Consider the following 16,398-nt stretch of genomic DNA (forward strand, 5'->3'; position numbering starts at 1 on the left):
CGCGGGTCGCCAGGACGACGTGTGTGCAGCGCGCCTTCGAGTCGGCGGTGGTGGCCCAGCCGGGGGCGCTACCCGTGCGTCTGTCATGGGGAGCCGACCGGGAGGGGTTGTTCGGCCCAGATCGTCTTGCCGTGGGGAGTCTGGCGGGTGCCCCAGCCCTGGGTGAGCTGGGCGACCATCTGCAGTCCTCGTCCGCCTTCGTCGTAGGTACGGGCACGGCGCAGGTGGGGAGCCGTGCTGCTGGCGTCGGAGACCTCGCAGATCAGGGTCTGGTCCCGGATCAGGCGGAGCCCGATGGGGACGGCTCCGTAGCGGATGGCGTTGGTGACCAGTTCGCTCACGACCAGTTCGGTGATGAACGCCGCGTCCTCGAGCCCCCAGATCGCGAGCTGACGCGTGGCCCGGGCGCGGGCGTCGGCCACCACCGCGGGGTCGGACGGCAGGGCCCACGCCGCGACCTGGTCGGCGTGCAGGGCCCTGGTGCGCACGAGCAGCAGGGCCACGTCGTCGACCGGACTCTGCGGAAGCAACGCCTTGAGGATGGCGTCGCAGGTGACCTCCAACGAGGGCACGGGAGAGCTCAGGGCTTCACGCAGACGCTCCAGACCGAGGCAGATGTCGTGGCCGCGGGACTCGATCAGGCCGTCGGTGTAGAAGGCGAGCAGGCTTCCCTCGGGCAGTTCCAGCTCGGTCGACTCGAACGGCAGGCCTCCGACACCCAGGAGTGGTCCCGGGGTCAGCCTCAGCACCTGGGCCGTGCCGTCGGGGAGCAGCACGATGGGCGGGACATGGCCGGCGCTGGCCAGCGTGCACACGCGGGAGACCGGGTCGTAGACGGCGTACAGGCAGGTCGCGCCGACCTCACCGCTGTCCGGCTCGTCCCAGGAGAGGAGGCTGTCGCTGCCCCAGGTCAGGTGGGTGACGAGGTCGTCGAGGTGGGTGAGCAGCTCGTCCGGGGGCAGGTCCACATCGGCGAGGGTGCGCACGGCGGTGCGCAGCCGCCCCATGGTGGCGGAGGCATGGATGCCGTGACCGACCACGTCGCCGACGACCAGGGCGACACGGGTTCCCGACAGGGGGATGACGTCGAACCAGTCACCGCCCACTCCGGCCCCCGTGCCGGCCGGCAGATAGCGGTGGGCCACCTCGACGGCTGCCTGCCTGGGGAGCTCGCGGGGCAGCAGACTGTGCTGGAGAGTGAGTGCGTTGACGCGTTCGCGGGTGTAGCGGCGCGCGTTGTCCACGGCGACGGCCGCCCGGCCGGCGAGTTCCTCGGCGAGGGACAGATCGTCGTGCTCGAAGGCCTTCGAACCCTCCATGCGGATGAAGACGGCGACACCGAGGGTGCTGCCTCGCGCACGCAACGGGACGGCCATGACCGAGTGGATGCCGTACTCCTGGACGCGGACGAACCTCGTCGCGTGTTCGGCGATCCAGCGGCCGAAGTCGGGATCCTGCACACCGCTGATCACGGGTTTCCCGCCGGTCAGGGCCCGGGCCGGGGGTGAGAACGCGGGGTAGGTGTCGAGCTCGCCGAGTTCGATGGCGGCTTCGGGCACGCCCGCCGTGGACGACTGGTGCGCGACCCTGCGCAGGATCACCCCGGCGGCGACCGAACCCGCGGCGGGCTCGTGCCCGCGTGCCACGGTGTCGAGGAGATCCACGCTGACGAAGTCGGCGATCCGCGGAACGGCCAGGTCGGCGAGCTCCTGGGCGGTGCGGGTCACGTTCAGCGTGGTGCCGATACGGGTGCCTGCCTCGTTGAGCAGGGCCAGGCGTTGCCGGGCCGAGCGCTGCTCGCTGTTGTCGAACGCCGCCGTGCCGACACCGACCACCCGCTGCGTGGCGGGGTCCCGGACGGGCCACAGTTCGATGATCCAGGAGCTGCGTCGGCCGGCCGGCGGAGCCGGGGCGGGGCGCTCGTAGCGCATCGGCTCCCCCTCCTCGGCGACCCTGCGTACGCAGCGCAGGAGTCCCTGGTCGGCACGGGTTGCGCCGACCGGGTCCGGATACGGCGACGTGCCGGACGCGGCCGCGTTCGGCTGCCATGTGCCGGAGACGGTGGAGTAAGTGGACAGCGCGATCGAAGACTGGGTGTAGGCCCATTGCATGAGCGTGCGGTCCCGCTCCGACGCGACCGCGGCGGTGGTGGCGGTCACGAGGAACCCCTCGGCCGTGCCGTCGGCACCCAGCGTGGGATGGACCTGCAGGGACACCTCGACGTGGTGGCCGTCCCGGTGCCGGAGCACCGCCTTGCCGCTCCACTCATGGGATCCGGCCGGGGAGAACCCCGTCACCTCGGGGGTGTTCCGCACGACCAGGAGGTCGGCGGCGGCGCGTCCCACCACCTCCGGCGCGTGATGGCCCAGCAGCCGCCGGGCCGCCTCGCTCCACCCTGTGACGACGCCCTCCAGGCTCATGGTGGCCGCGGCGACATCGGACGACCACACGTAGTGACCGGAACCCTGGTCAGAAACGGTCATTTTGGCTCAATTCGCACCAGTGATGTTACTCACAGTTCTAGCCTGCCCCACCCGCGGATGTTTCGAACAAATCAGACTCGCGGGCGCGGCGGCCCGCACGCATCCCTCGGCCCCACACGCAGGAGAGCCAGGTCACATTCCGGCCGAGGGCAAGGTCACAGCCGCGCCCCCTGCTGCTCCTTTGTTGATCTGGCCTAGCATCCCAGCATGACGGTCCTGCCTGACGACGGGCTCTCGCTGGCCGCCGAGTTCCCTGACACGACACATGAGCAGTGGCAACGCCTGGTGGCGGGTGTCCTGCGCAAGTCGGGCAAGGACGTCTCGGGCGACGCAGCCGAGGACACCCTGTCCACCGCCCTCGAGGACGGGTTGCTCACCCGGCCCCTCTACACCGCGCGCGACGCCGCGCCGGACCCCGGCTTCCCCGGATTCGCACCGTTCGTGCGCGGGGGCCGAGCCGAAGGGAACACCACCGGCGGCTGGGACGTACGCCAGCGCCACACCACGGCGGACAACGCCGCCGTCCTCACCGACCTGGAGAACGGCGTCACCTCGCTGTGGCTCGTCGTCGGTGACGGCGGTGTCCCCGTGGAGTCGCTCGGCGACGTGCTCGACGGTGTCCTTCTCGACCTGGCTCCGGTCGCCCTCGACGCGGGGGGCGAGGTCGATTCCGCCGCACGTGAGTTGCTGCGCCTGTACGGCGAGCGCGGCGTCGCCAAGGACGCGGCGCGCGGCAACCTGGGGGCGGATCCGCTCGGCCACGAGGCCCGTACGGGTGCCGAGCTCGGCTTCTCCCCCGTGACCGGGCTCGCGCGGCTGTGTACCGAGGAGTACCCGGGGCTGCGGGCGCTCACCGTGGACGCGCTGCCGTACCACGAGGCCGGGGGCTCGGCCGCACAGGAGCTGGGCTGCTCCCTCGCGACCGGTGTCGCCTACCTGCGCGAACTGACCGAAGCGGGGCTGAGCGTCGAACAGGCCTGTGCTCAGCTGGAGTTCCGCTACGCGGCCACCGCCGACCAGTTCCTGACCGTCGCCAAGCTGCGCGCCGCGCGCCGGCTGTGGGCGCGGGTCGCCGAGGTGTGCGGGGCACCGGGCGGGGGCGCGCAGGTGCAGCACGCCGTGTCGTCGCCGGTGATGATGTCGCGCCGCGACCCGTGGGTGAACATGCTGCGCACCACGGTCGCCACACTGGCCGCCGGGGTCGGCGGTGCCGACTCCGTCACCGTTCTGCCCTTCGACCAGTCGCTCGGGCTGCCGGACGCCTTCGCGCGCCGCATCGCCCGCAACACGTCGACCATCCTGGTCGAGGAGTCCCACCTGGCTCGGGTCATCGACCCGGCGGGGGGCTCCTGGTACGTGGAGCGGCTGACGGACGAACTCGCCCGTGCGGGCTGGGAGATCTTCCAGTGGATCGAGGGGATCGGCGGTCAGGCCGCCGCCCTGCGCTCCGGGCGCCTGGGCGAGGAGCTCGCCGCCACCTGGGAGGCACGCAGCGCCAGGCTCGCCGAGCGCCGCGAGCCCATCACCGGCGTCAGCGAGTTCCCGCATCTCGCCGAGCGGCTCGTCGAGCGCCAGGCCGCGCCCGAGCGGCCGTCCGGCGGACTGCCGCGCGTACGGCGCGACGAGGCGTACGAGGAGCTGCGCGCCCGCTCCGACGCCCATCTCGCCGCCACCGGGACCCGGCCGCGCGTCTTCCTCGCCCCGATCGGTCCCGCCGCCGCCCACACCGCGCGCACGACCTTCGCCGCCAACCTCTTCCAGGCGGGCGGCATCGAGCCCGTCACCGAGGGCAGCTTCGAGGACAGCGGCGCCACCGAGGTCTGTCTCTGCTCCAGTGACGCGCTGTACGAGGAGCAGGCAGCCGCCCTGGCCGAAAAGCTCAGGTCGGCGGGCGCCTCGCACGTGTTCCTCGCCGGTCGCCCCGGGCAGTACCCCGGGATCGACTCGTACGTCTTCGCGGGCTGCGACGCCGTGGCCGTGCTGTCCGCGACCCTCGACCGCATGGGAGTGTCCTGATGGGAATCCCCGACTTCTCCGGGATCGAACTGGGCAGCCCGACTGTCGACGGCGGCGCCGACGAGTGGCGCGACGCCCTCAAGAAGGCCGCCGACGGGGACGATCTCAGCTGGGAGACCCCGGAGGGCATCGCGGTCAAGCCGCTGTACACCGGCCGTGACCTGGAGGGCCTGGACTTCCTGGGGACGTACCCGGGCACGGCTCCGTTTCTGCGCGGGCCGTACCCGACGATGTACGTCAACCAGCCCTGGACCATCCGCCAGTACGCGGGCTTCTCCACCGCCGAGGAGTCCAACGCGTTCTACCGGCGCAATCTGGCGGCCGGTCAGAAGGGCCTGTCCGTCGCCTTCGACCTCCCCACCCATCGCGGCTACGACAGCGACCACCCGCGGGTGACCGGCGACGTCGGCATGGCGGGCGTGGCCATCGACTCGATCTACGACATGCGGCAGCTCTTCGACGGCATCCCGCTGGACAAGATGTCCGTGTCGATGACGATGAACGGCGCCGTGCTGCCGGTGCTCGCGCTGTACATCGTGGCGGCCGAGGAGCAGGGTGTGCCGGCGGAGAAGCTGGCGGGGACCATCCAGAACGACATCCTCAAGGAGTTCATGGTCCGCAACACCTACATCTATCCGCCGAAGCCGTCGATGCGGATCATCTCCGACATCTTCGCCTTCACCTCGCAGCGGATGCCGCGCTACAACTCCATCTCCATCTCCGGCTACCACATCCAGGAGGCGGGAGCGACGGCCGACCTGGAGCTCGCGTACACCCTCGCGGACGGCGTGGAGTACATCCGGGCCGGGCGGGAGGCGGGACTGGACGTGGACGCGTTCGCGCCGCGGCTCTCCTTCTTCTGGGCGATCGGCATGAACTTCTTCATGGAGATCGCCAAGCTGCGGGCGGCGCGGCTGCTGTGGGCGAAGCTGGTCAAGCAGTTCGACCCGCAGAACGCCAAGTCCCTTTCGCTGCGCACCCATTCACAGACCTCCGGCTGGTCGCTGACCGCGCAGGACGTGTTCAACAACGTCACGCGTACGTGCGTCGAGGCGATGGCGGCGACCCAGGGCCACACCCAGTCGCTGCACACCAACGCCCTCGACGAGGCGCTCGCGCTGCCCACCGACTTCTCGGCGCGCATCGCCCGCAACACCCAGCTCCTCATTCAGCAGGAGTCGGGCACGACCCGGGTCATCGACCCGTGGGGCGGCAGCGCCTACGTCGAGAAGCTGACGTACGACCTGGCCCGCCGGGCCTGGCAGCACATCCAGGAGGTCGAGGAGGCGGGCGGCATGGCCAAGGCCATCGACGCGGGCATCCCGAAGCTGCGCATCGAGGAGGCCGCGGCCCGTACCCAGGCCCGTATCGACTCCGGGCGTCAGCCGGTGATCGGCGTCAACAAGTACCGCGTCGACAGCGACGAGCAGATCGAGGTGCTCAAGGTCGACAACTCCTCCGTACGCGCCCAGCAGATCGAGAAGCTGCGGCGGCTGCGGGCCGAGCGGGACGAGACCGCGTGCCGGGACGCGCTCGACGCGCTGACCAGGGCCGCCGGGGGCGACGGCAACCTGCTGGAGCTGGCGGTGCGCGCGGCACGCGCGAAGGCCACCGTCGGAGAGATCTCCGACGCCCTGGAAAAGGTGTACGGACGGCACGCGAGCCAGATCCGTACGATCTCCGGCGTGTACCGCAACGAAGCAGGCGAGTCCCCGTCCGTGGACCGTACCCGGGCGCTGGTGGACTCCTTCCAGGAGGCCGAGGGGCGCCGACCGCGCATCCTGGTCGCCAAGATGGGCCAGGACGGCCACGACCGTGGCCAGAAGGTGATCGCCACCGCCTTCGCCGACCTCGGCTTCGACGTGGACGTCGGCCCGCTGTTCCAGACGCCGGCCGAGGTGGCCCGCCAGGCCGTCGAGGCGGACGTGCACATCGTCGGGGTGTCGTCGCTGGCCGCCGGGCACCTCACCCTCGTACCGGCGCTCAAGGAACAGCTCGCCGAGGAGGGGCGCGAGGACATCATGATCGTGGTCGGTGGGGTGATTCCGCCACAGGACGTGCCGACGCTGCTGGAGATGGGCGCGGCGGCCGTGTTCCCGCCCGGGACGGTGATCCCGGACGCGGCGTACGACCTGGTGCGGCGGCTGTCGGCCGATCTCGGGCACGGCCTCTGAGCCCATGGCGATCGACCTCGACACGTATGTGAAGGGTGTCCTCGACGGGAAGCGTGCGATCGTCGCCCGCGCCATCACGCTCGTCGAGTCCACCCGGCCCCAGCACCGGGCGCTGGCCCAGGAGTTGCTCACCGAGCTGCTGCCGCACAGCGGCCGGGCGCGACGGATCGGCGTCAGCGGGGTGCCGGGCGTGGGCAAGTCCACGTTCATCGACGCGTTCGGCACCATGCTGACCTCGCTCGGCCACCGGGTCGCGGTGCTCGCCGTCGACCCGTCCTCCAGCCGGACGGGCGGGTCGATCCTCGGCGACAAGACACGCATGGAACGACTGGCCGTGGACGCGGCCGCCTTCGTACGCCCCTCCCCCACCGCCGGCACCCTCGGCGGTGTCGCCAAGGCCACGCGCGAGTCGATCGTGGTCATGGAGGCCGCGGGCTACGACGTCGTCCTGGTGGAGACGGTCGGCGTCGGCCAGTCCGAGACGGCCGTCGCGAACATGGTCGACTCCTTCCTGCTGCTCACCCTCGCCCGCACCGGCGACCAGCTCCAGGGCATCAAGAAGGGCGTCCTGGAACTCGCCGACGTCATCGCCGTGAACAAGGCGGACGGTCCGCACGAGCGCGACGCCCAGGCGGCCGCACGGGAGTTGGCGGGAGCGCTGCGGCTCATGCACGGCAAGGACGCGGTCTGGGCACCTCCGGTACTGAGCTGCAGCGCGCGCGAATCGAGCGGCCTGGACACCGTCTGGGAGCGGCTGGAGCAGCACCGCACCCTACTGGACTCGACCGGGCGGCTGGCAGCGAAGCGGCGGGAGCAGCAGGTCGACTGGACCTGGTCGATGGTCCGCGACGAACTCCTCGGCCGCCTGCACGCCGACCGGGCCGTACGCGAACTCACGCCCGGGCTGGAACAGCAGGTCAGAGACGGGGAGTTGACGGCCACCCTGGCCGCGGAGCGCATTCTGGGGGCCTTCGGCGGGCGAGCGACCGGCAGCTGACCGGGCCTTGCCCTCGCCGCACGGCCGGGGCAAGGAGCCCCTGCGCACGGCCGTCGCTGCCCTCGGATACGCTGGCCCGCCGGATCGAGGGGAGAGACGAACATGCGGGTCGGGGCGGGGAAACGGGCGTGGCACGGGCTGGCCCCGGTGCTGGTGCTGGTCGGGGCATTGACGGCGTGCGGCCAGGATCAGGACGCGGAGAAGAACAGCAAGGCCTCGGCGAAGACATCGGCGGCCGCGGAGTCCGGCGGCACGAGCGGCACGGGCGCCGAGAGCGGCGGCACCATCGGTGCCGACGGATCGGCCTGTGAGCTGCCCGTCACCTTCGACCTCGCCCGGAAGTGGAAGGCGGAAGCCATCGACAACGGAGCCGCCGGCAGTGCGGAGCTCGGCGACATGATCCTGCGCCAGGGGCCGGTCGCCGCCGTGTGCGAGATCGACGCCAAGCCCGCCGGGAACATCGGTTTCCTCCGCGTCTTCACCGGCGCCCCGGGCGACGCCGACACCCGTGCCGTCCTGGAGGCGTTCGTCGCGGACGAGGGAAAGGTGAGCGAGGAGAAGTACGCCACGTTCAAGGCGGGTGATCTCGAGGGCGTCGAGGTGAAGTACCTGTACACGAGCGAACTCCTGGACGAGACGAAGGAGGAGAGCGCCCTCGCCGTCTCCACGTCCGACGGGCCGGTCGTCCTCCACCTCGGCGGAATGGACACCGAGGAGCACGAGGCGATGCTGCCGGCCCTCGAACTCGCCAAACGCACCCTGCGCGCCGCCTGAGGCTCGGTGGCAGCACGTTCCCGGTGACCGAGGCCTCCTGGACGGACCCCAGGACGAGGCCTGGTGTCCGGGCAGCTACTGCAACTGCACGGCCGATCCGACGATCGTCCAGGCCCGCGGCTTCCAGGTGCCGGTCAGGTCCGGCATCAGGATGCACTGGTTCGAGCCGAACGGGCACGTGCGCGCCCCGGGACGGACATGGCCGTCCCGGGGCGCGCAGGTCAGCCGTTGGCGAGGGCCTGCACCCTGTCCAGAGCCCCGTTGAACCTGTCGTGGTCGCCGACCGTCGGCCCCGACGACGTGTACTGCCACATCGTGTGGGTCGACCAGCCCGCCGGCAGTGTGCCCGGTGCGGAGGCGTACCGGGCGATCCACAGGGGGGTACTGGCGCCGAAGCCGCTGTAGTTGCCGGTGCACTGGGTCCACCAGCTGGTCGCCGTGTAGAGCACGGCATCGCGGCCCGTGCGGGCCTTGTACGTCGTCAGAAAGTCGCGGATCCAGGAGACCATGGCGCTCTTGGTCTTGCCGTAGCAGTCGCCCCCGTACGGGTTCCACTCGATGTCCAGCACACCGGGCAGCGTCTTGCCGTCCTTGGACCAGCCGCCGCCGTGGTCGACGAAGTAGTTGGCCTGGGTGGCGCCGCTGGAGGTGTCGGGGGTGGCGAAGTGGTACCCGCCGCGGATCATGCCGACGTCGTAGGAGCCGTTGTACTGCTGGGCGAAGTACGGGTTGGTGTAGTACGTGCCTTCCGTGGCCTTGGTGTAGGCCCACTTGACCCCGCTGTTCCACAGGGTCGACCAGGCGACGTTGCCCTGGTAGCTGGCCACGTCCACGCCCTCGGTCTGCGTGGCTCTGGCGTTGGGCGGTAAGCCGTCCTGCCCGTCGTGGGCCACGACGCCCATGCCCATGTAGGCGAGGCCGCGTTCGGGCGGGCCGTCGGTCGACGAGGCGGAAGCGGAGGGGAGTTGGAGGAGTGAGAACGCGCCGACCAGGATGCCGGTCACGAGCAGGGGGAGGCGGCCGACGGCCGCGAATATGGGTCTTTGCACGAAACCCATCTGACCCGCTGTCGCTCGGAACCGCATCTCAAGTACGCCCGCAGCGGGATGTCACCGGGGCGCGGCTGGTCCGTGCGAGTGGCCCCGGCCACGGTCGCTGAGCGTTGCCGTCGTCCTCCGCGAGGGTCTGCGCGAGGAGCGCGTTCGCGTGACCGTGGCCCGGGCCGTGCTCGGTCTTCAGCCGGGCGACGAGTTCCATGTGCCGGGTGAGCGGCGGGCAGCGGATCAAGTCCTTCCCGTGCGCGACGGGGCGGCCGTACTCGAAGCGGCGCGGGGATTACCTCCCGGGTCATCGACCCCGACCGTGCGGCCCGGCAGTCTTGTCGGTGCGGGAGCGGCCCGGGACGAGGCCGCCGGCACGACCACCGCAGCAGTGTCCGCCCGGAGCGTCACGACGAACAGGGAGATCACATGTCCGCCTACGCCATCGGCAACCTCCGTCCCCCCACCCGGCTGCCCGAGGACACGTTCACGTACATCGAGCGCGTCCAGGACACCCTGGACCCCTTCGGCGGACGGTTCCTCGTCCACGGAGCACAGCAGCGCGAGGTCCCCGAGGGGTCCTGGCCGGAGGCCCTCGTCATCATCGCCTTCCCCTCCTACGCCGACGCGCAGGCCTGGTACCACTCCCCCGCCTACCAGGAGCTGCTGCCGCTGCGCACCCGGCACATCGACGGCGACGTCCTCCTCATCGACGGCGTCCCCGAGGACTACGACCCTGCCGCGACCGCCCGGGCGCTGCGGGCCGCGCAGGCCGCCACCTGAGGTGATCCGAACGGGCGCGGCCGAGTCGCGGGCCCGGCACGGCGCGTCGACGATGGGCTGGACCCCTTCGCCACCACCGCCGAGGACACCGCGATGACCCGATTCCCCACCGCAGCCGCCCCCAGGTCGCGTTCCCTCGCGGCGCGTCCCCTCGCCGCGTCAGTTGTCGCACTCGCCTGCTTCGTCGCGCTCGGTGCGCTCGCCGGGTGCGGCGGCGGCAATGGGAACGGCACGGGCACCACGGCGACCGGCACATCCGCTCCGGTGACCGGCTCCTTCTCCGGGATGACGCCGTCCGCGCTGGCGTCCTCCGCGGCGTCCGCCGTCGCCTCCGCCCGGTCATCCGCATCCGCGGCGCTGTCGTCCGCCGCCGCACGCGCCTCGGAGTTCGAGGCATCGGTCGACGCGAACACCGCTCGGGCGAGCGCCACCGCGAAGAAGGCCCTCGAGGGCGTCAAGGGACGCGGCAACGCCGTGTCCGAGGTCGGCCTGAGCGGCGTGCCGAAGGCGCAGACGGGGGGTGTCCTGGCGGTTCTGGTCCGCATCACCAACAAGACCGACAAGAAGGCCTCGTACGCGGTGCAGGTCGACTTCGAGGACGCCGACGGCAAGGTGGTGGAGACCAGGTACGTCGGTGCGGAGAACCTCGCGCCCGGCGCGAGCAAGGAACCCATCGCCTTCAGCAGACAGTCCGCCGGCATGGAGGTCACCGCCCGGCTGGCGAAGGCACAGCGATACTGACGCCCCGCCGGAAAACCAGGTGATCCGCACACGTGTCCATCCCTGACGTGACGGCATGGACCACCACAGCGGCGCGGACGACGCCTGGAACATCGCGGCGCTCGTGCTCGACCTCGCAGAGCGGGGGGCCTGGCCCTTGGCTGCGGAGGTCTCCTGAGGCGACGACGCCCGTACGGCAGCGCGCAGACGTGTTCCTCCAAACGGCCGGCGCGGCGGCTCCTCGATCACGCCGAGCCGGCTTCGCCGTGAGCACGGCACCCGGGTGGAAGCACGTTAACCGACTGCCGGTGGGGGCACTCGGGGCCGAGGTGGACCCGCCCCGGGCCGCCGCCGTCTGCCTGGAGGTGCAAGGACATGGGTCACGGTGGAAACGTCATCGACGAACTGGTCACCGATCACCGGGAGGTCGAGGAGATCTTCGGCCGTATGGAGTCGCTGCCACCCGGCACCAAGGACCGCAAGGTCTACGCCGACCAGGCCACCATGGAGCTGGTCCGGCACTCGGTCGCCGAGGAGGCGTACCTGTACCCGGCCGTGCGCGAGCACGTGGCGAACGGTGACGCCCTGGCCGACAAGGAGCTCGAGGACCACTCGAAGGCCGAGCGGATCATGAAGGACCTGGAGGGCTGCGAGGCGGACGATCCCGAGTTCGACCGGCTCATCGGCGAGCTGATGCGCGAGATCCGCTCGCACATCGCCGACGAGGAACAGAACCTCTTTCCCCGGCTGCGCGCGGCATGTACCCCGGACGCACTCGACCACCTGGGCGACAAGGTGCGCATGGCCAAGAAGGTGGCGCCCACGCGCCCCCACCCGTCCGCCCCGGACACCCCTCCCGCGAACAAGCTGCTGGCCCCGGGCGCCGGGCTGGTCGACCGGCTGCGCGACGCGCTGACCGGGCGCGGCAAGATGGACTGACCGACAGACGCTCTCCCGTGTCGTCGATCGTCCGGTACGACAGCCTGAGCCCGGATTCCCACTCGGGCGACGTGGCCCGCCGGGTCTCGAGGTGAGGTCCCCGCGGATCGGACCGAAGCGAGATCTTCCGGCCGTTCCCCCGGGGGAAGCCGGCGCCGTCAGGCGATGAGGGCCTGTCCCGGCGTGAGGCGGTCCAGAAGCTGGGTGTGGTGCAGCGCGGTCACGGGGGCGAGGAGGTCGGGGTGACGCAGCAGCGCCGCCGCACGCCGGTCGCCCTCGTCGGGTGCGACGAGACGGCGGAACTCCACCGGCGTACCGCCCGCGTGATCGCCCCCGGCGACCGCGGCCACCGCGAGGCCGGCCAGCTCCGAGTCGACGAGCAGACAGGCCGCCCAGCTCGCCACGACCTCGTCGACCCAGCTGCGCCAGGCATCCGCGTCCGGGTCATCGCCCTGGGCGCCGTCCGCGCCCGTGATCCAGTCGAGCCGGGCTGCGCCCCCTGGCCCCGCGATCCCGACCAGCGAGGCGTCCATCGACGTCGGGTAACGCAGCCAGGCCGCGACGGTCACGGCCTGCCGGGCCTGCACCTCGCACAGCGCGGAGGCGAGCGCGCCGCCGCAGGCGGGATAGGCGCGGGTCAGCCACTGAGCGGTCGCCGCTATGAGCGGGGAGAGATCTTCGTGCACTGCCGGACCGTCCGAGACACTTTCGGGGAACAGGGGCATGGAGCCACGGGAGGACGTGAGAACCGTAGCCCCCGGACCGTGCCGTTCGGTGTGGCCCAAACCTCTTTCACGGCGTGGGGTAGGCCACAGCGCATCGAAAATCCTGGTGATTCCGGGCCGGGTCCTCGCCTAGGGTCGTCGCGCCGGACGACAACGCGCGCCGGCGCCGGATCACTGTGCCCTGGAGGTCGAATCGTGCGCTGTCGGGAACTCGGACGCAGCGGGTTGTCCGTCTCGGAGATCGGCTACGGCGCCTGGGGCATCGGCGAGTCGGCGTGGGTGGGTGCCACCGAGGACGAGTCCGAGCGCGCGCTCAACCGTGCCCTGGACCTCGGCGTGAACCTCATCGACACGGCCCGCGGTTACGGAGAGAGCGAGCGCATCGTCGGCCGGGTGGTGCGGGGCCGGGCCGGGGACCCGGTGTACGTCGCGACCAAGGTGCCGCCGAAGAACGGGCAGTGGCCCGCCCCGGACGGAGTGGATCCGGCCGACGCCTTCCCGGGCGCGCACATCCGCAGCAGTCTCGAGACCAGCCTGCGCGCCGCCGGCCTCGATCACTTCGACGTGCTGCAGTTCCACGTCTGGAACGACGAGTGGGTCGGCCGGGGGGACTGGCTGGAGACGATCGACGCGCTCAAGCGGGAAGGCAAGATCCGTCTGTTCGGCGTCTCCGTCAACGACCACGAGCCGGACAGCGCCGTGCAGCTGGTGCGCAGCGGCGTCGTGGACACCGTCCAGGTGATCTACAACATCTTCGACCAGGCACCCGCCGAGAACCTGTTCCCCGCCTGCCGGGAACACGGCGTCGGCGTCATCGTCCGTGTCGCCCTCGACGAGGGCGGGCTCACCGGGCGGATCACGGCCGGGACGTCGTTTCCCGAGGGCGACTTCCGCAACCGCTACTTCCGCGACGACCGTCCCGCACAGGTGGAGCGGCGGGTCGCCGCGATCACCGCGGACCTGGGCATCGCCCCGGAGGACATGGCGGAGACCGCGTTGCGGTTCGTGCTGAGTGAGCCCGCCGTGTCCACCGTCATCCCGGGCATGCGCTCCGTACGCAACGTCGAGCGCAACACCGCGCTCAGCGACGGGCACCTGCTGTCGGGTGAGCTCCTCGGACTCCTGGCCGAGCACCGGTGGCAGCGCAACTTCTACCACTGATCACAGGCGGGCCCCGTCCGGTTGCGGACGCGCCGTCAGCGGGCGAGGGCGGTGCCCCGGCCGAGGTAGGTCAGGGGGCCCGGGTCCGGCACGGCGATCGGTTGGAAACCGAGCCGGTCGTAGAAGGCGCGCGCGGCTGTGTTGACGGTCACCATGCCCAGGTGCACCGCCGGTACGCCGCGCTCGTGCAGGGCGGTGAGGAAGGTGTACATCAGTTGCCTGCCGTAGCCACGTCGCTGCCACTCGGGGAGCAGGTCGATGTGCAAGTGCGCCGGGTAGGCCGTGAGTTCGGGGAGGACCATCCGCTCGGGACGATGCAGCAGACCGATCATCTCCTCCGACGGTGTGGTGGGCGGGCCCGGCAGCGGCGGGTAGCGGCCGGTGACACGGGGGATCCAGCGGCTGCGGAAGTCCAGGGCGAACCGCTCGGTGTCGGCGGTCCCGAGGACGTAGCCGCCGACACCGCCACGGCCGTCGTCGAGGACGAAGGCGAGCTCGGGTTCGAGATGGCAGTAGGGATCGGCGAACAAGGTCGGCATCAGCTGCTGGTCCGGATAGACGTCCCGCGCGTCGCCGCCGTTGTGCGCCGTTCTCACGCACACGTCCGCGACGCCGTCCCGGTCCGACCGGCGGAAGGGACGCACCCTCGGCTCGTGATCCATGACTGGCATCCTGCCCATCGTGGGAGCGCTCCCGCAAGCCATTCGGGACGACGGGTACCGGTCGACGCCGGCCGCTGATGTGCGCCTCTGAGCCCGCACGCCAACCGCCGCCGACGTGCCGCTCGGAGCCCGCTCGGAGTCGGCTGGAGACCGTGCCCCCTCGAAGCCCGCTCAGGAGGAACCGGTCCCGAGGCCCTCGGTCGTGTACGCGCACTCGGTGTAGATGTAGCCGGACTCGAGCTTGGCCGTGTCGGAACCGGGCGACGAGACGTTGCCGTTCTTCGGCTTGTGCACGAAGTACGTGGTGCCGGTCGGGAGGCTGATGGTGCGCTGCGGGTAGTTCCTGCCGCTGTCGCTGCAGGGGTCGAAGCCCGGCGTGAGGGTGGTGTTGAGGGAGTACGTCCTGCAGCTGCCGCAGGCCTTGAGGGTGAAGCTGCCGGTGACCGGGCCCGTGTAGAGGACGGTGATCTCGTCGGGGCTGTCGTTCTTGACGGTGACCGAGATGCTGCCGCCCGAACGGGTGGTGGGCAGGTGCTTTCCGGCGGCCGGCACCGTCTGGGCGATCTCCGCCGCGATGGCGATCTTCTTGGCCAGCGCGCTGTTCTTGTTGTTCTTGTGGGCGGCGACGAACTCGGTCATGGTGGTCTGTGCCGCCTCGAAGTCACCGTCCTTGTACTGGTCGACTCCGCACGTGTACGTGCCCGAGTCGGCGCTCCCCTGGGCGCGTCGGGCGTCCTTGGCCAGGGCCTGGACGATGCCCGCCCGCTCCCCCGGCAGACCCTCGATCTGGCTGCTGAGGGTCCCCAACCGCTCGACCGCCGCGCACGGTTCGTCTCCGCGCACGTCCTTCTCCGCGGCGCCGACGGCGGAGGCGACGGCCGGTTCGACCTTCGCGGCCTGGTCCGACTCGGGGAAGGTGGTGAGCAGCTCACCGAACCGGTTCGTCCAGGTGGCCTCGCCGCCCGCCAGTTCGTCCGCCGCGCACTCGTACAGCGAGGTGGCCAGGCGGTCGTCGGGCCAGGAGGCCAGGTCACCAAGGTCGGTCCCCGGCATGGTCTTCGGCACCGTACGCAGGTACGTCAGCGGCGGTATCGCATCGCAGTGGTCGCCCTTTCCGTACGGGGCGCCGACCGTCGTGTAGAAGGTCTTCATCCGGTCGGGCACCTGGCGGGCCGCCCGCGAACCGGCGTGGTCGGTGCGCAGATCGCGGTAGACGGTCAACGCCTTGCTGTAGTCGCTCTGCGCGGTGCGGAACGGCTGCTTGCCGCCGGCCGCCACCAGTTGGTCGGCCTCGTCGAGGCGGTCGAGGAGCATCTGCTCGACGGCTTCGTCACGGGCGCTGTCGTACAGCACGACACCCCCGGCCGGTACGGCGAGGAGAACCAGTCCCAGCGCGAGCGCGAGGGGCGCGCGTGGCGGCCACGCCAGCCGGGTGCGCAGGCCCACGATCGCGCCGTGCGCCGCCGCCGCGAGGAGGAACAGGACGTAGAGGAAGAGCGCGGCCCCCGGGACGCCGTCCGGGTCGGCGGGCAGCGCCACGAGCAGCAGCACCGCGGTCGCGACCCAGCACGCCGCCATGGGGAGCCACTTGCGCACGAGCGCGTACCCCAGGCCGAGACCGCTGAGGTTGAGCACGGCCACCGCGACGGCCCGCGCGCCGTCCGCCGGAGCGGGCGGCGGTGCCGACGGCATCGGTGGAACCACGAAGTCGTTCTGATGCGTGCCGTACCAGTCCCCGGACATGTCGGCTCCCCCCGTCAACCACGCCCGCACGTCGGTGATTTGCCAGTCTATGTGCGAGAACGACGCGCCGACAGTGGCCGCACAGCGGCCGCACAGTGATCACCACCACGAGCCGTCCCTGCCGCCTCCCCCGATGACGACTGCCGCTGCCGCCGCACGCGGAACGGCGGTGACTACGGCG

General features: G+C 71.2%; 13 protein-coding genes and 2 pseudogenes. 9 read left to right on the plus strand and 6 right to left on the minus strand.

Annotated elements, in window-relative coordinates; translation table 11 throughout:
• Positions 1-83: 83 nt before the first annotated feature.
• Positions 84-2,483: a SpoIIE family protein phosphatase gene (locus tag ACFY16_RS30510; protein ID WP_390650405.1), complete on the minus strand. Its 2,400-nt coding sequence runs from the start codon at positions 2,481-2,483 to the stop codon at positions 84-86.
• A gap of 207 nt (positions 2,484-2,690) precedes the next feature.
• Between ACFY16_RS30510 and ACFY16_RS30515 the strand changes: the two genes are divergently transcribed.
• The 4 genes from ACFY16_RS30515 (at position 2,691) to ACFY16_RS30530 (ending at position 8,444) form a co-directional block, all read left to right on the plus strand.
• The gene (locus ACFY16_RS30515) at positions 2,691-4,499 is read left to right on the plus strand and encodes a methylmalonyl-CoA mutase family protein (protein WP_390650406.1); all 1,809 of its coding nucleotides are present in this window, start codon (positions 2,691-2,693) and stop codon (positions 4,497-4,499) included.
• A complete protein-coding gene (gene scpA / locus ACFY16_RS30520; RefSeq protein WP_390650407.1) occupies positions 4,499-6,673 on the plus strand; it encodes a methylmalonyl-CoA mutase in 2,175 nt (724 codons plus the stop codon). Before ACFY16_RS30515 ends, scpA begins: the two co-directional genes overlap by 1 nt.
• A 4-nt stretch (positions 6,674-6,677) precedes the next feature.
• Positions 6,678-7,670: a methylmalonyl Co-A mutase-associated GTPase MeaB gene (meaB, locus tag ACFY16_RS30525; protein ID WP_390650408.1), complete on the plus strand. Its 993-nt coding sequence runs from the start codon at positions 6,678-6,680 to the stop codon at positions 7,668-7,670.
• Between the two features lie 102 nt (positions 7,671-7,772).
• Complete coding sequence (locus ACFY16_RS30530; protein WP_390650409.1) at positions 7,773-8,444, plus strand: lipoprotein; 672 nt, start codon at positions 7,773-7,775, stop codon at positions 8,442-8,444.
• Positions 8,445-8,665: 221 nt separating this feature from the next.
• Here the strand turns inward: ACFY16_RS30530 and ACFY16_RS30535 are convergent, their stop codons facing one another.
• On the minus strand, positions 8,666-9,493 hold the full coding sequence (locus ACFY16_RS30535) for a lysozyme (protein WP_390650410.1): 828 nt from the start codon (positions 9,491-9,493) through the stop codon (positions 8,666-8,668).
• Positions 9,494-9,608: 115 nt separating this feature from the next.
• Positions 9,609-9,764 (minus strand): annotated as a pseudogene (locus tag ACFY16_RS30540) (DUF4287 domain-containing protein); the annotation flags it as partial.
• 149 nt (positions 9,765-9,913) lie between these two features.
• On the opposite strand from ACFY16_RS30540, the gene ACFY16_RS30545 reads away from it, so the two are divergent.
• The 4 genes and pseudogenes from ACFY16_RS30545 to ACFY16_RS30560 all read left to right on the plus strand — a co-directional run bounded on the left by ACFY16_RS30545 (position 9,914) and on the right by ACFY16_RS30560 (position 11,926).
• On the plus strand, positions 9,914-10,267 hold the full coding sequence (locus ACFY16_RS30545) for a DUF1330 domain-containing protein (RefSeq protein WP_390650411.1): 354 nt from the start codon (positions 9,914-9,916) through the stop codon (positions 10,265-10,267).
• Positions 10,268-10,360: 93 nt separating this feature from the next.
• Positions 10,361-11,008, plus strand: a complete 648-nt coding sequence (locus tag ACFY16_RS30550; protein WP_390650412.1) for a hypothetical protein — start codon at positions 10,361-10,363, stop codon at positions 11,006-11,008.
• Between the two features lie 61 nt (positions 11,009-11,069).
• A pseudogene (locus ACFY16_RS30555) lies at positions 11,070-11,165 on the plus strand (DNA polymerase III); the annotation flags it as partial.
• Between the two features lie 197 nt (positions 11,166-11,362).
• Complete coding sequence (locus ACFY16_RS30560) at positions 11,363-11,926, plus strand: hemerythrin domain-containing protein (RefSeq protein ID WP_390650414.1); 564 nt, start codon at positions 11,363-11,365, stop codon at positions 11,924-11,926.
• Positions 11,927-12,084: 158 nt separating this feature from the next.
• Here the strand turns inward: ACFY16_RS30560 and ACFY16_RS30565 are convergent, their stop codons facing one another.
• Positions 12,085-12,612, minus strand: a complete 528-nt coding sequence (locus ACFY16_RS30565; protein WP_390650415.1) for a hypothetical protein — start codon at positions 12,610-12,612, stop codon at positions 12,085-12,087.
• Positions 12,613-12,846: 234 nt separating this feature from the next.
• On the opposite strand from ACFY16_RS30565, the gene ACFY16_RS30570 reads away from it, so the two are divergent.
• Positions 12,847-13,812: an aldo/keto reductase gene (locus tag ACFY16_RS30570; protein WP_390650416.1), complete on the plus strand. Its 966-nt coding sequence runs from the start codon at positions 12,847-12,849 to the stop codon at positions 13,810-13,812.
• 35 nt (positions 13,813-13,847) lie between these two features.
• Here ACFY16_RS30570 and ACFY16_RS30575 read toward each other — a convergent pair whose 3' ends face one another.
• Both ACFY16_RS30575 and ACFY16_RS30580 read right to left on the minus strand, forming a co-directional pair.
• The gene (locus tag ACFY16_RS30575) at positions 13,848-14,474 is read right to left on the minus strand and encodes a GNAT family N-acetyltransferase (protein WP_390650417.1); all 627 of its coding nucleotides are present in this window, start codon (positions 14,472-14,474) and stop codon (positions 13,848-13,850) included.
• Between the two features lie 171 nt (positions 14,475-14,645).
• Positions 14,646-16,217, minus strand: a complete 1,572-nt coding sequence (locus ACFY16_RS30580; RefSeq protein WP_390650418.1) for a hypothetical protein — start codon at positions 16,215-16,217, stop codon at positions 14,646-14,648.
• Between the last annotated feature and the right edge of the window lie 181 nt (positions 16,218-16,398).

Origin of the sequence: Streptomyces sp. NPDC001315 (assembly GCF_042896175.1) — a bacterium.
GTDB lineage: Bacteria > Actinomycetota > Actinomycetes > Streptomycetales > Streptomycetaceae > Streptomyces.

Bases quoted from the DNA above. Each gene is read 5' to 3' on its own strand.
- ACFY16_RS30510 (WP_390650405.1), bottom strand. From the start codon at position 2,483: ATGACCGTTTCTGACCAGGGTTCCGGTCACTACGTGTGGTCGTCCGAT.
- ACFY16_RS30515 (WP_390650406.1), top strand. From the start codon at position 2,691: ATGACGGTCCTGCCTGACGACGGGCTCTCGCTGGCCGCCGAGTTCCCT.
- scpA (WP_390650407.1), top strand. From the start codon at position 4,499: ATGGGAATCCCCGACTTCTCCGGGATCGAACTGGGCAGCCCGACTGTC.
- meaB (WP_390650408.1), top strand. From the start codon at position 6,678: ATGGCGATCGACCTCGACACGTATGTGAAGGGTGTCCTCGACGGGAAG.
- ACFY16_RS30530 (WP_390650409.1), top strand. From the start codon at position 7,773: ATGCGGGTCGGGGCGGGGAAACGGGCGTGGCACGGGCTGGCCCCGGTG.
- ACFY16_RS30545 (WP_390650411.1), top strand. From the start codon at position 9,914: ATGTCCGCCTACGCCATCGGCAACCTCCGTCCCCCCACCCGGCTGCCC.
- ACFY16_RS30550 (WP_390650412.1), top strand. From the start codon at position 10,361: ATGACCCGATTCCCCACCGCAGCCGCCCCCAGGTCGCGTTCCCTCGCG.
- ACFY16_RS30560 (WP_390650414.1), top strand. From the start codon at position 11,363: ATGGGTCACGGTGGAAACGTCATCGACGAACTGGTCACCGATCACCGG.
- ACFY16_RS30575 (WP_390650417.1), bottom strand. From the start codon at position 14,474: ATGGATCACGAGCCGAGGGTGCGTCCCTTCCGCCGGTCGGACCGGGAC.
- ACFY16_RS30580 (WP_390650418.1), bottom strand. From the start codon at position 16,217: ATGTCCGGGGACTGGTACGGCACGCATCAGAACGACTTCGTGGTTCCA.